The sequence below is a fragment of the Streptomyces sp. NPDC057694 genome, from assembly GCF_042799415.1.
GTDB lineage: Bacteria > Actinomycetota > Actinomycetes > Streptomycetales > Streptomycetaceae > Streptomyces.
The window spans coordinates 1-13612 of the sequence record NZ_JBHVIX010000015.1; the positions used below are offsets into that span (position 1 = coordinate 1).

The window sequence follows — 13612 nt, forward strand, 5'->3', positions numbered from 1 at the left end:
CGGGGAACTGCGCGAGAAGCGGCCACCGGCCCGCAGGCGAACGACAATCCGATAAGGGGCGCGGGGAACTGCGCGAGAAGCGGCCACCGGCCCGCAGGCGAACGACAATCCGATAAGGGGCGCGGGGAACTGCGCGAGAAGCGGCCACCGGCCCGCAGGCGAACGACAATCCGATAAGGGGCGCGGGGAACTGCGCGAGAAGCGGCCACCGGCCCGCAGGCGAACGACAATCCGATAAGGGGCGCGGGGAACTGCGCGAGAAGCGGCCACCGGCCCGCAGGCGAACGACAATCCGATAAGGGGCGCGGGGAACTGCGCGAGAAGCGGCCACCGGCCCGCGCGCGACCGGCAACCCATCGGCCTCACCGGCTCACAGGCTCGCAGGCGAACGGCAGCCCGGCCGACCCCGCCGTCCGGGCGAACCTCGCCCCCCGATCCGGCCCCCACCCGGCCCGCCCCTTAGGTGCCACCCCGCGCGGCAGCTATGCCCTATATGTCGGTATTCATAGGAGCGTACTGGTAGGGCGGTGGATCCGTATGCACGGGGCGACCCGGTCGGTGATCATGCGGTGGGCAGGCCCCGCGCTGGCGGCGCTGATGGCGCTGGCCTGCGTCCTCGCGGGCCAGGGCCACACCGCGACCCAGGCGGCAGCCGCAGCCGCAGCCGCGGCGCAGAACCCCCTCTCCGTCACCTTCGTGGCCCGCAAGTGCCCCCAGTACACCGACGTGATGGCCAACAAGGCCCGCAACAACGTCCAGGAGTCGCTGCGCGACCTCGGCCCCGACTCCAACTACACGTCGGGAGAGGCCGTCTCGGCCGCCAAGGAGGCGGCCGGCAGCCCGCTGCCGCCGTGCGAGCCGCTGACCGGCTGGACGATGTCCACCGGCGGCGGCATCACCGCGAAGTCGGGCGCCACGCAGAACCTGAGCACGGTCAGCAGCCCGTACCGGCAGAACATCACCACCAAGGCGAGCACCCCCGAACTCGACGCCCAGGGCAATGACACCGGCCGCACCCTCGACGGCGCCGTCACCGTGAGCCTCAACAGCCAGGAGATCGCGGCGGGTTCGGGCCTGGTCGTCCAGGGCGGCACCAAGTCCCAGCCGCTCAACGGCCTCCAGGAGCAGTACGGATTCGCCGCGCTGCGCTGCGCCCAGGACTCCGTCAACGGCGACAACGTCGAGTACGTGTCCTTCCCCTCCGGCGCCCGCCACGTCTTCTGCTACTACTACGCGATCACGCCTCCGCCGGACGCCGGCACCATCAAGGTGATCAAGAAGGTGGCCCCGGGCTCGGCGGGCGAGAGCGACTTCCGCTTCGACGGCAACGTCTCCTACGCCGACACCAACGGCGACGGCACCAACGACTTCGTCCTGCACTCCTCGGCGCAGAAGCAGGACGAGATCACCTTCATCCGCGGCGCGGGCGGCACCCCGTGGACGTTCAAGGAGGTCGTGCCCGCCGACAGCGGCTGGAACCCACCGGTCCAGCCGAGCTGCACCATCGTCGCGTCCGACGGCAGCGAGGGCACCAGCGCGGTGCGGACCGACTCCACCGGCGCGACCTCCGTGGAACTGGCCGCGGGCGACACCGTCACCTGCACGTACACCAACACCAGAGCCAGCGGTAAGGCCCTGCTGGAGAAGGAGTCGATCGGCGGCACCGGCACCTTCGACATCGGCCTGAAGCCGCCGTCCAACTCGCCGCCGGTGACCACCTCCCCGGTGACCACCCACCGCGAGGGCGTCCCCGTCACGGTGGCCGAGGCCCCGACGGGCGCGACCCCGGGCACGTACACGATCGACGAGGTGATCCCGGCCCCCGACGGCACCGGCACCTGGGATCTGACCGGCCTGAACTGCAACGGCACGGACGTGCCGATCGGCAAGGGGGCCGCGACGGACGACGCCCCGCTCGGCACCTGGCACGCCACGTACGACCTGGCCTCCGCCGCCGACGCGAGCTGCCTGCTCACCAACAAGTTCACGCCCGGCGGCGCCATCAACATCGAGAAGGTCACCGAGGGCGGCACCGGCACCTTCGCCTACGACGTCATCGCGCACCCGCTCGCCCGGCTCAGGGACTCCACGACCTACCGCTCCACCGCGACCACCACGACCGAGGGCGTTCCCGTCACCGCGCACCCCGAGGACGGCACCGGGCCCGCCGCCGACGAGCTGACCGTGGACGACAGCACCCACTACACCGTCCAGGAGTACCTGCCGCCGCCCACCGCCGAGGGCCACTGGGAGCTGACCGACGCCGACTGCGGCACGGCCGGGTCAGGACTGGACACCGCGCGGGGCACCGTGCAGGTCCGGCTCACCGCCGACAACCCGCGCCCCACCTGCCGGTTCACCAACCGCTTCGTCAAGGTCGGCACCCTCGACGTCACCAAGCGCACCAGCGGCGACACCGGCCTGCGCCCCGGCGCCGCGCACCTCACCCTCAGCTGCGCCGACGGCACCGAGGACGCCCTGGACATCACGGCCGGCGACACCTCCGGCGCCCTGGCCCGGCACCGGTTCCCGGGCGACACCACCTGCACCGTCGAGGAGCCCGCGACCGGCGCCGGCGACCAGGTCGACGTCGCCACCTCGGCCGTGCTCACCGTGAAGGGCGAGGAGCCGAGGAAGATCGCGCTGGGCGAGAGCTTCCCGGTACGGACGGACGAAGAGGCGTCCGTCGTCGTGACGAACACGTTCACGGCGGCGAAGCCGCCCACCTCGCCCCCGCCGACGTCACCGCCGCCCACCTCGCCCACGCCCACCCCGACGACGACCCCGACGACCCCGACGACCCCGACGACCTCCACGCCGACACCGACGCCGAGCGTCCCGGGCACACCGTCGCCCGGCCCGTCGCACCCCGGCCACCACCTGGCCGACACCGGCACCTCCACGACGGCCCTGTGGCTGGCCTTCGCCGCCTCCCTCGCGGTGGCCCTCGGCACCCTCACGGTGACCGCGATCAGGCGCCGCCACTAGCCCGTGTCCGACCTGGCCCGTGGGGGCCGGCTCAAGGAAGCGCCAGCCCCCACGCCCCCACCCGGACCGTCCAGGTCCGCCGTCGCACCGGCCCGCCGATGGCCACGGAGTCCGAGCGGTAGCGGAAGTCCTCGCCGGACACCGTGACCGTACGGGCCTGGGTGCTCAGGCCCGCCGTCCGCGGGCACCGCACCTCCACCCGGGCGAGTCCGGTCCCGGTCGCGGGTCCCACACGGACGCGCTCCACCGGCTGGTCCAGGTCCACCAGGGTCACCCCGTCCGCCTCCACCCGCAGCCGCGCGGGCGCGCCGGAGTCCGCCGGAGCCGGGCGGGCGGGCCGCGCCGCGAGCGTGCGCACCAGCGAGCGGCACGTCCGCAGCCACGGCCGGTCCGGACCGCCGGCCCCCGGGGCCTCGGCGAGCGGGGGGATGCGCAGGTCCCCGAGCACCACCCCGTCGCTGTCGTCGACCAGCAGATCGAGCCGCCGCTCCGTGCCGTAGAGCGCGGCCCGCGCCGCGGCGACCGCCCCCGACGGCACGCCCAGCGACCGCGCGAGCGACACACCGGCCCCCACCGGCACCATCGAGAAGACCGCGTCGGTCAGCTCCCGCTCCCGGTGCAGCAGCGACACCGCGCGCAGCAGAGCGCGGTCGTCACCGACCACCACCGGCCGCCGCGCACCCCTTCTGGCCAGCGCTTTCGCGAAATCCTCGGGGCCGTCCGGCAGGCACACCTTCGCCGTCGCACCCGCGCACAGGACATCTTTGGCGATCCGCACGGACTCCCCGTCCGTGCGCCGGGCGAACGGATCGACGATCACCAGCAACTGCCGGGACAGTTCCTCGTCCGTACGGTCAGATGGAAGGTCCAACGCCGCCACCTCGGCCTTGCCTCGCTTCCTCGGGTAGCATCTTTGTGCAAGAGCCCCTTGCGCTATTGCGCCAGGGGCTTGGTCTATTCCGGGGCACCCCAAGGCTCACGCAGGCCCGCCGCACCGACGCGGCGCCGGCCCCTGACCTTGGACATGCCCCGCCCGGAAGGGGTGTACGCCTGTGCCCGCACTTGTGCTGCTCGGTGCTCAGTGGGGTGACGAAGGCAAGGGAAAGGCCACCGACCTGCTCGGTGGATCCGTGGACTATGTGGTGCGCTACCAGGGCGGCAACAACGCCGGTCACACGGTCGTCGTAGGCGACCAGAAGTATGCGCTCCACCTCCTCCCTTCCGGGATCCTCTCGCCGGAGTGCACACCGGTCATCGGAAACGGTGTCGTCGTCGACCCGTCGGTCCTGCTCTCCGAGCTGAGCGGTCTGAACGAGCGCGGCGTCGACACCTCCAAACTGCTGCTCAGCGGCAACGCGCACATCATCACGCCGTACAACGTGACGGTCGACAAGGTGACGGAGCGCTTCCTCGGCAAGCGGAAGATCGGCACCACCGGCCGCGGCATCGGCCCGACCTACGCGGACAAGATCAACCGCGTCGGCATCCGCGTCCAGGACCTCTACGACGAGTCGATCCTCACCCAGAAGGTCGAAGCGGCCCTCGAGGTCAAGAACCAGCTGCTGACCAAGCTCTACAACCGCCGCGCCATCGAGGCGCAGCAGGTCGTCGAGGAGCTGCTCGGCTACGCGGAGCAGATCAAGGGCTATGTCGCCGACACGACCCTGATCCTGAACAACGCGCTGGACGACGACAAGGTCGTGCTCTTCGAGGGCGGCCAGGGCACGCTCCTCGACATCGACCACGGCACGTACCCCTTCGTCACCTCGTCGAACCCGACCGCGGGCGGCGCCTGCACGGGTACGGGCGTCGGCCCGACGAAGATCAGCCGGGTCATCGGCATCCTGAAGGCGTACACCACGCGTGTCGGCGCGGGCCCGTTCCCGACCGAGCTCTTCGACAAGGACGGCGAGGACCTGCGCCGCATCGGCGGCGAGCGCGGTGTCACCACCGGCCGTGACCGTCGTTGCGGCTGGTTCGACGCGCCGATCGCGCGCTACGCGACCCGGGTGAACGGCCTGACGGACTTCTTCCTCACGAAGCTGGACGTCCTGACGGGCTGGGAGCAGATCCCGGTCTGCGTGGCGTACGAGATCGACGGCAAGCGCGTCGAGGAACTCCCGTACAACCAGACCGACTTCCACCACGCGAAGCCGGTGTACGAGAACCTGCCCGGCTGGTCGGAGGACATCACGAAGGCCAAGACCTTCGCGGACCTCCCCAAGAACGCGCAGGCGTACGTGAAGGCGCTGGAGGACATGTCCGGCGCCCCGATCTCGGCCATCGGCGTCGGCCCCGGCCGCGACGAGACGATCGAGATCAACTCGTTCCTCTAGGAGCCCGCTCGACGGTGCCCCGGTCCGCTGCGGCGGGCCGGGGCACCGGTCGTTGTGGCCGTCAGCCCCCGAGCACCGCGCCGAACCGGGGCGTGCCGGACGTGGACACGCCCACGGCCGAGGGCGAGAGGGAGAGAGCGCCCGTCGTGGTGATCTTTCCGCCACCGGACTTGAGGACGGTGAGCGCGCCGTTGCCCGCGTTCTCGCCGCTGACGCCGACGGCGAGGTCCGACCGGCCGTCGGCGTTGAAGTCCGACAGCAGGACGTCGGCGCCGAACTGGTCGCCGCGCTCGCTGCTGCCCGGGACCCCGGCCGTGGCCTGGGTGAAGCTCTGGGCGCCGGTACCGGTGACGCCCGAGCCCGAGCCGTACAGGACGGTCACGGCGCCGCTGTCGTCCGTGCCCGAGGCCGCGCCGTCCTCGGCGACCGTGCCGACGGCGATGTCGGAGTGGCCGTCCCCGTTGATGTCACCGACGCTGACCTCCCAGCCGAACAGGTCCGAGGCCTCACCCGTACCGGGCACGCCCTCGGTGTCCTGGGAGATCACCGTGGTGCCGCCGTCGGGTCCGGTGGCGGAGCCGTAGGTGACGTGGATGTTGCCGCCGACGGACGTGCCCGGCTGCTCCTCGGAGTTGGAGCCGTCCGCGGACAGGCCGGTGACCACGTCGCCGAAGCCGTCGCCGTTGACGTCGCCGATGTCGCTGACGACGCCGCCGGGCAGCATGGTGGCGGTGGCCGAGGGGCCGGACGCGGTGCCGGGCAGGTAGGCGTTGACGAGGTAGTCGCCGTCGGTCGCGGTGTTGCCGCTGACGACGAGGTCGTCCTTGCCGTCGGCGTTCACGTCGCCGGCCGTGAGCTTGCGCAGGTGGTAGGGGCTGCTCGACCGGAGCGGGGTGGTGACGGCGGTGGCCGAACCGATCGAATCGCCGGGGGTGATGCCGCCCTTGAAGACGCGGACGTACTTGGAGGTGTCCGCTATGGCGAGGTCCGTCCTCGCGTCCCCGTCGAAGTCCCCCGCGGCGACGTCGAAACCGAAGCGGTCGTGGCTGGAGGGCGCCGGGTCGTTCAGGGTGGTGCCGCCCTTGAGGCCACCGGCCGACCCCCACAGGACGGTGACGGTCCCGCCGTCGGTGTCCCCGGGCATGTCCTCGTACGGGGTGCCGACCGCGAGGTCCGTGAAGCCGTCCCGGTTGAAGTCGCCCGGCGATGTGGCGTACCCGAACATGTCACCTGCCTCGGGCGTGCCCGGGACACCCGAGGAACTCTGGGTGATCGTGGCGCGCTTGGCGCCGCTGATCCCGCTCGCCGAGCCGTAGAACACCGTGATCTGCCCGGCCTCCGCGTGCCCGCCGACCGAGGCCTCGGGGGAGGAGACGGCGAGGTCCGGGTACCCGTCGAGGTTGAAGTCCGCCTCGTGCGGCCGCGTCGCGGAGGCGCCGGGCACCGCCGACGCCGCTCCGGCCGAGAGCGCGACCAGGCTCCCGGTGAGTGCGGCGGCCGCGGCGGTCGCGGCGGCGAGCCGGGCCCGGCCGGGTCTGACGGCGGAGGTGCGCTTGTGTTTCGGCATGGCGGTGCTCCTGCGGCGAGTTCACTGTGACGGTTGGCGCACAGGAGACTCACGTGGTGTGCCGAAGGTTGTAGCGGGGTTCAGCCCCGCATCCCGCGCACGAACAGCACCCGGCCGGGCCGTTCAGCCCTCCTTCGTGTACGTCAGGTCCTGCCGGTTCCCCGTCGCGTCGATCAGGACGCGGCGCAGCTCGCCCGACGACGTCCTCGTGACCGTGCTCGGCGTGCCCGCCTTGCAGAAGCCGGCCGGGCCGCCGGACACCACCTGCGTGCCGGCGAAGTGCAGCTCGGAGCCGCTCGCGGACGCCAACTGGCCCTGGAAGACGCACTCGTAGGCGACGCCCTTCGACGTGCCCTCCTGGGTCAGCTGCAAGGTCGTGTCGCCCGGATCGCCCTGCTGGATGACGAGGGTGCGGGTGTGGTGCCCGTTCGCGTTGTCCTGCTCGTTCGACCAGGTGCCGATGAACGCCTCCGGGATCGCTCCCGCTCCCGCGCCCGACTGCGGCGCCGTCGACTCGGGCAGGCTCGACTGCTCCGGCGTCGGCGATTCCTGGCCGCCCTCGCTGGAGGGCGGGGCGGTGGCCGGGACCGACGCGGAGGACTTGGTGGCGTCCGCCTGCGTCGACGGGCTCTTGCCGTCGTCCTTCATCAGCGCGTACACCGAGCCGCCCGCGCCGAGCGCCACGATCAGGGCCACCGCGACCAGCGCCGCCGTGGAGCGGCGGCGCGGCGGGTCCTGCGGCAGTGGCGCCGGGCCGTAGGGCGGGGTCTGGCCGTACGGCGGGGTCTGGCCGTAGGGCGAGGGCCCGTGCCAGTTGTTCGGCTGCGGGTAGCCGTAGCCGGGCTGCTGGTGCGGATAGCCGTACGCGGGCGGGTTCGGCGTCGGCGCGGGGGCCGACGGCGGGGCCGGGGCGTCCGCGCCCACCACCATGGTCGGCAGATGGTTCACCGGAGTGCCGGCGCCGGGCTTGCCGGGCGGCGGCGGCGCGCCCGCCGGATCGGGCACCGGGGCGACTCCCTCCGCGCCCATCGCCACCGCGCTCTCGGGGTCCTCCGAGTCGAGCAGCTGCACCGCGTGCCGGCCCAGCTGGGCCACCAGGGCGCCGGGCAGCCACGGGTCGCGGGTGCGGCCGCCGTCGCCCAGGGTGTCCTCGGCGCCGGTGCGCTCCAGGATCTCGTCGGGCGTCGGCCGCTCCCCGGGCTGCTTGCGCAGACAGTCCCGGACCAGCTCGTGCAGGCCCTCCGGGAGGTCGGTGAGATCCGGCTCCTCCTGGGCTATCCGGAACATCAGGGCGTGCACCCCGCTGTTGGACGTACCGAACGGCAGCGAGCCGGTCGCCGCGTACGCGAGCACCGAGCCCAGGCAGAACACGTCGCACGCCGGGGTGATCCGGTCGCCGCGCACCTGCTCGGGCGCCATGAAGCCGGGCGAGCCGACCAGCGCGCCGGTCCGCGTCAGACCGCCGTCGGTGACCGTCTCCAGCGCGCGGGCGATACCGAAGTCGATGACGCGCGGTCCGTCGATCGTCACCAGCACGTTCGACGGCTTCAGGTCGCGGTGGATGATCCCCGCCGCGTGCACGTCCTTGATCGCGTGCGCCAGCCCGGCCGCCAGGATGCGCACGGACCGCTCCGGCAGCGCGCCGTAGTCGTGCGAGACGACCTGCTGGAGCGAGGGTCCCGCCACATAGGCGGTCGCCACCCACGGGACGTCCGCCCCGGTGTCCGCGTCGAGCACGCTCGCCGTCCAGGCGCCGCCGACCTGCCGCGCCGACTGCACCTCCTGCCGGAACCGGCTGCGGAACTCCTCCTGCTCCGCCAGCTCCTCGCGCACCAGCTTCACGGCGACGGTGCGCCCGCGCTCCGAGCGCGCCAGATACACCTGCCCCATGCCGCCCGCGCCGAGCCGGCCGAGCAGTCGGTACGCCCCGATGCGCTGCGGGTCCCCGGGCCCCAGAGCTTCAAGTCTGTCCATGTCGCGCCACCCTCCCCCGTACGTGTGCAACAAACCGAGAATAGTGCGCACCTACGACAGAGGGACCCTTAGTGGTTTCTACGGTTCAGTAACGGACCTGTCCTGATAAGCGACCCGTATAACGGACCTGTACAACGGAGTTGGCGGTTCCGGCGCGGCCGGGCGACAGACTGTCGTGTTCCCCGGCGTCCCGCAGACAGGACGCCGATGGCACCCGAGGGCAGCGCCCCTTTACCCTCGGCCCCATGACCCCTCAGCCGAATCCCCAGGTCGGCGCCGCCGTCAAGGCCGCGGACCGCGCACACGTGTTCCACTCCTGGTCCGCACAGGAGCTCATCGATCCGCTCGCCGTCGCCGGTGCCGAAGGCTCGTACTTCTGGGACTACGACGGCAACCGCTACCTCGACTTCACCTCCGGGCTCGTCTACACGAACATCGGGTACCAGCACCCGAAGGTCGTCGCCGCGATCCAGGAGCAGGCGGCGAAGATGACGACCTTCGCGCCCGCGTTCGCCATCGAGTCGCGCTCCGAGGCCGCACGCCTCATCGCCGAGCGCACCCCCGGCGACCTCGACAAGATCTTCTTCACCAACGGCGGCGCGGACGCCGTCGAGCACGCCCTGCGGATGGCCCGGCTGCACACCGGCCGTCCGAAGGTGCTCTCCGCCTACCGCTCGTACCACGGCGGCACCCAGCAGGCGATCAACGTCACCGGGGACCCGCGGCGCTGGGCCAACGACAGCGGCTCGGCCGGTGTCGTGCGCTTCTGGGCGCCGTTCCTGTACCGCTCGCGCTTCTACGCCGAGACGGAGGAGCAGGAGTGCGCCCGCGCCCTGGAGCACCTGGAGTCGACGATCCGGTTCGAGGGTCCGGCGACGATCGCCGCGATCATCCTGGAGACCGTCCCGGGTACGGCGGGCATCATGCTGCCGCCCGCGGGCTATCTGGCCGGCGTCCGTGAGCTGTGCGACAGGTACGGCATCGTCTTCGTCCTCGACGAGGTCATGGCGGGCTTCGGCCGCACCGGCAAGTGGTTCGCCGCCGACCTGTACGACGTCACGCCCGACCTGATGACCTTCGCCAAGGGCGTGAACTCCGGCTACGTGCCGCTGGGCGGCGTCGCCATCTCCGGCGCGATCGCGGAGACCTTCGCCAAGCGCCCGTACCCCGGTGGCCTCACGTACTCCGGGCACCCGCTGGCCTGCGCCGCAGCCGTCGCCACCATCACCGCGATGGAGGAGGAGGGCATCGTCGAGCAGGCCGCGAAGACCGGCGCGGAGATCATCGAGCCGGCCCTGCGCGAGCTCGCCGGGCGGCACCCCTCGGTGGGCGAGGTGCGCGGCGTCGGCATGTTCTGGGCACTGGAACTCGTACGGGACCAGGAGACGCGCGAGCCGCTGGTGCCGTACAACGCGGCCGGTGCGGACAACGCCCCGATGGCCGCGTTCGGCGCCGCCGCCAAGAAGAACGGCCTGTGGCCCTTCATCAACATGAACCGCACGCACGTCGTGCCGCCGCTGAACATCACCGAGGCGGAGGCCAAGGAGGGCCTCGCGGCCCTCGACGCGGCGCTGAGCGTGGCGGACGAACACGTGGCCTAGCGGCCCCGTCGCCGCCTTGGGCAAGGCGGCACCCCGGCGCGGGGCGAGCGCTTCATCAGGCGCCCGCCCCGTCCCGGCTCCGGCCGAGGCCCCGGTTCAGCTGAAGATGATCATCGAGCCCTGGGCCAGGCTCCGGGTAGCGGCCTGATGCAGCCCGAGCCACACATGCCGCTCCCGCGCGAACGGACTGTCGTCCAGCGGCACCGCGGCCGCCGGCTCCTCAAGGGCAGTGGGCCCGGCGGGCGGCGCGGGCGCCGACGGCGGGTTCGCCGGGTCGATCCCGATCGCCGGAGCCACGTACTCCAGTTCCCGCAGCAGCGCGTGCGACGAGCCCAGAGGGCCGCCCCCGGCGAGCAGTTCGTCGTTGGACAGCGGGGTCGGGAAGTCCACGGGAACGTACGCGCCCGCGTGGTCGTAGTGCCACACCAGATGCGAACCCTGCGCCGTCGACTCGAACATCTCCAGCAACTGCTCGTAGTCCCCGCCGAGTTCGTCGACCGGCGTCACCGCCAGCCCGCACAGCTGGAGCAGATACGCGCGCCGCAGGAAGTGCAGCGCGTCGTAGTCGAACCCCGCGACGGGGGCCACATCGCCCGAGAGCCCCGGCATGTACGCGTAGACCGGCACCGGCGGCAGTCCTGCCTCGTGCAACGCCTTGTCGTAGAGCGCGAGTTCTTCGGCGAAGGGATTGTCGGGGCTGTGGCACAGCACGTCGACGAGGGGGACGAGCCACAGGTCACAGGCCAAGGGGGCTCCTTAGAGTCGGACGTCCTGGCGTCAGCGCCAGGGTAGTGCGCGGCGGGCCGGGGCAGACCTGTCTTGCAGGTACCCGCTGCAACCGCGGTACGTGGTGGGGTCCTGGTTCAGCCGGTCCGCTCGGCGGTGATCTTCTCGATCAGCGCCAGCGAGTCCGCGTTGTACGAGGCGATGATCGCGTGCGCGGTCCGGGGGTCCTGAGCGACGAGGGCGTCGACCAGCTCGCAGTGCCCGGCCCACAGGCGGCCCCTCAGCTCCCCGGCCCGGCGCAGGTGCGGCACCGTGTACATCCAGGACTGAACGCGCAGCCGGTGGAAGAAGTCGGAGAGGTAGGGGTTGCCGAAGAGCGCCGAGAGCTCCCGCCAGAACCGCAGGTCGTAGCCGATCAGCACGTTCAGGTCGCCGGCGCTCGCGGCGCGGGCCGCCTCCTCGCCGCGGCGGCGCACGCCGGCCAGGGCCGCGAAGGCGGCCGGGCTCTCGGGGGCGCTGTCGGCGAGCCCGCGGAAGATGCCGTCGGCGACCAGGCTGCGGGCCTCGATCATGGCGCGGTGGTCGGCGAGGGAGTACTCGTGGACGCGGAAGCCGCGGTGCTGGGCGGAGTCGAGGAGGCCCTGGGCCGTGAGGTCGACGAGGGCCTCGCGCACCGGGGTCGCCGAGACGCCGTAGCCGTCGGCGATCTCCTTGACGGTGAATTCCTGGCCGGGGGTGAGCCGTCCGCTCAGGATCTCGTCGCGCAGGGCGTCCGCGATCTGCTGGCGCAGGGTGGAGCGGGTGACGGTGGGGCCGTCGGATGCCACGGGTCCCCTCCGGGGGCAGCTCGGTGATGTGTTCGGGTCAGCCTAGCTGCGGGGGGCGTTTTTGCGCCCGGGCGCCGGTGGGGGAGCAGTGCGTTGTCGGGTGCGGCTTTCGTCGTGGCCGGTCGCGCAGTTCCCCGCGCCCCTTACGGGGCGCTTGCGCCCCGCCACCGACGGCTCGCCGCGCCCACGGCGCGGGATGAGCGATTCCCGGGGTCACCTCGGCTCCGGTGGGCGCTGGCGGGGCATGTTCGGGCGGGTGCCCGGGGGGAGGGGGAAGCGGGGGATGCCGTTCGTCTCCGGGTTCCGGGGGGCGGTGCTCGGGACCGAGGACTGCATCACCAGCGGCGCGGGCCCCGACCGGAACTCCACCATCCAGTCCGCGGTCTCGGCCCGCACCAGCTCCGTCACATCCTCGGAGAACCGCCGCAGCACCCCCAGACACCGCTCGGCCGCCTCGCTCGCCGTCCCCTCGGCCGGGCCGAGCACCTCGCGGACGCTCTCCGACGCCCAGTCGAACTGGAGCACGAGCAGTCGCCGCTGCACCGCCTGTGCCGTGGCGACATCCCTTATCCAGCCCGAGGTCAGCCCGAAGTACCGGTCGCACCCGACACACGCCACGGCGAGCAGCAGGGCGTAATACCCCCACGGCGCCGCCCCCGCCACCGCGTCCGTCAGATCGAGCAGCGGCAGCACCCCGGCGCACACGGCCCCGAGCACAGCCCCCGCACGCAGCGCCCGCGCGCCCCGGCGCTTGCGGACCCGGTCGGTGAGGTAGCGGTCGACGGTCCGCAGGGCGCCCTGCTCGACCCACCGGTACAGCTCGTCGAGCCGCTCGGCGGGCTCGCCCCAGTCGCCGAGCGGGAACGCCCGCCCGGTGAGGTCGCCCGGCCCGGGAAACCCGCCGTCGCCCTCACCGGCACCCTCCTGGGGCGGTCCTTCGGGCTGCATCTCCGGCTGACTCACCCGGCACTCCCTCGACTGGTCACGGCTGGGGCTCGCTGTGCAGCATCTTCCTACCGCCCAATGGGTGGCCATGGTCCCGTTTTCGCGGGTTTTACCCCTAGAAGTGGGCCTTCATCAGGTATAGGGCAGCAGACGCTCTCACTCGAAAGAGTGCAGTCAAAGGTGCCAGGGCGATGGCCCCCCGGACCACGTAGGCTCGGTACTACTCAGACCGCACGCACCCGGACCCCAGGAGTTGACCGTGATCCCCGGTGGTGGCCAGCCCAATATGCAGCAGTTGCTTCAGCAGGCCCAGAAGATGCAGCAGGACCTCGCGAAGGCCCAGGAAGAGCTGGCGCAGACCGAGGTCGAGGGCCAGGCGGGCGGCGGCCTCGTCAAGGCGACGGTGACGGGCTCGGGCGAGCTGCGGGCCTTGACGATCGACCCGAAGGCGGTGGACCCCGAGGACACCGAGACCCTCGCCGACCTCGTCATCGCGGCCGTCGCGGCGGCCAATGAGAACGCGCAGACGCTGCAGCAGCAGAAGCTCGGCCCGCTCGCGCAGGGCCTCGGCGGCGGCAGCGGCATCCCGGGCCTCCCCTTCTAGGGCCGGCGCCGACTACCGTACGTACCGAGCTGCACCCCATCGGA

Annotated in this window: 10 protein-coding genes; 4 read left to right on the forward strand and 6 right to left on the reverse strand. The window is 72.3% G+C overall.

The genetic code is table 11. From position 1 onward, the window contains the following. Positions 1-537: 537 nt before the first annotated feature. Positions 538-2988, forward strand: coding sequence for a hypothetical protein (locus tag ACFVDP_RS27820; RefSeq protein ID WP_383495183.1), 2451 nt, complete (start codon positions 538-540; stop codon positions 2986-2988). 31 nt (positions 2989-3019) lie between these two features. On the opposite strand, the gene ACFVDP_RS27825 is transcribed toward ACFVDP_RS27820, so the two are convergent. After that, a complete protein-coding gene (locus ACFVDP_RS27825; protein WP_383495185.1) occupies positions 3020-3868 on the reverse strand; it encodes a diacylglycerol kinase in 849 nt (282 codons plus the stop codon). A 172-nt stretch (positions 3869-4040) separates the two neighbouring features. Here ACFVDP_RS27825 and ACFVDP_RS27830 point away from each other — a divergent pair, with 172 nt between their 5' ends. After that, entirely contained in the window at positions 4041-5324 is a 1284-nt protein-coding gene (locus tag ACFVDP_RS27830) for an adenylosuccinate synthase (protein WP_383495188.1), read from the forward strand. A gap of 61 nt (positions 5325-5385) precedes the next feature. Here the strand turns inward: ACFVDP_RS27830 and ACFVDP_RS27835 are convergent, their stop codons facing one another. After that, positions 5386-6891: a hypothetical protein gene (locus tag ACFVDP_RS27835; protein WP_383495191.1), complete on the reverse strand. Its 1506-nt coding sequence runs from the start codon at positions 6889-6891 to the stop codon at positions 5386-5388. 123 nt (positions 6892-7014) lie between these two features. Further along, positions 7015-8865, reverse strand: a complete 1851-nt coding sequence (locus ACFVDP_RS27840; RefSeq protein ID WP_383495194.1) for a protein kinase — start codon at positions 8863-8865, stop codon at positions 7015-7017. Positions 8866-9110: 245 nt separating this feature from the next. Between ACFVDP_RS27840 and ACFVDP_RS27845 the strand changes: the two genes are divergently transcribed. Further along, positions 9111-10466, forward strand: coding sequence for an aspartate aminotransferase family protein (locus ACFVDP_RS27845; protein WP_383495197.1), 1356 nt, complete (start codon positions 9111-9113; stop codon positions 10464-10466). A 96-nt stretch (positions 10467-10562) separates the two neighbouring features. Here ACFVDP_RS27845 and ACFVDP_RS27850 read toward each other — a convergent pair whose 3' ends face one another. The 3 genes from ACFVDP_RS27850 to ACFVDP_RS27860 form a co-directional block, all read right to left on the reverse strand. Beyond that, complete coding sequence (locus ACFVDP_RS27850; protein WP_383495200.1) at positions 10563-11213, reverse strand: hypothetical protein; 651 nt, start codon at positions 11211-11213, stop codon at positions 10563-10565. Positions 11214-11329: 116 nt separating this feature from the next. Next, complete coding sequence (locus ACFVDP_RS27855; RefSeq protein WP_383495203.1) at positions 11330-12019, reverse strand: GntR family transcriptional regulator; 690 nt, start codon at positions 12017-12019, stop codon at positions 11330-11332. A 213-nt stretch (positions 12020-12232) separates the two neighbouring features. Then, positions 12233-12982, reverse strand: a complete 750-nt coding sequence (locus ACFVDP_RS27860; RefSeq protein WP_383495206.1) for an SLATT domain-containing protein — start codon at positions 12980-12982, stop codon at positions 12233-12235. A gap of 241 nt (positions 12983-13223) precedes the next feature. Between ACFVDP_RS27860 and ACFVDP_RS27865 the strand changes: the two genes are divergently transcribed. Next, positions 13224-13568, forward strand: a complete 345-nt coding sequence (locus ACFVDP_RS27865; protein WP_111662851.1) for a YbaB/EbfC family nucleoid-associated protein — start codon at positions 13224-13226, stop codon at positions 13566-13568. Positions 13569-13612: the final 44 nt, after the last annotated feature.

What these genes read in the sequence shown, in the direction of transcription:
- ACFVDP_RS27820 (WP_383495183.1), top strand. Translation starts at nt 538, where the DNA reads ATGCACGGGGCGACCCGGTCGGTGATCATGCGGTGGGCAGGCCCCGCG.
- ACFVDP_RS27835 (WP_383495191.1), bottom strand. Translation starts at nt 6,891, where the DNA reads ATGCCGAAACACAAGCGCACCTCCGCCGTCAGACCCGGCCGGGCCCGG.
- ACFVDP_RS27840 (WP_383495194.1), bottom strand. Translation starts at nt 8,865, where the DNA reads ATGGACAGACTTGAAGCTCTGGGGCCCGGGGACCCGCAGCGCATCGGG.
- ACFVDP_RS27845 (WP_383495197.1), top strand. Translation starts at nt 9,111, where the DNA reads ATGACCCCTCAGCCGAATCCCCAGGTCGGCGCCGCCGTCAAGGCCGCG.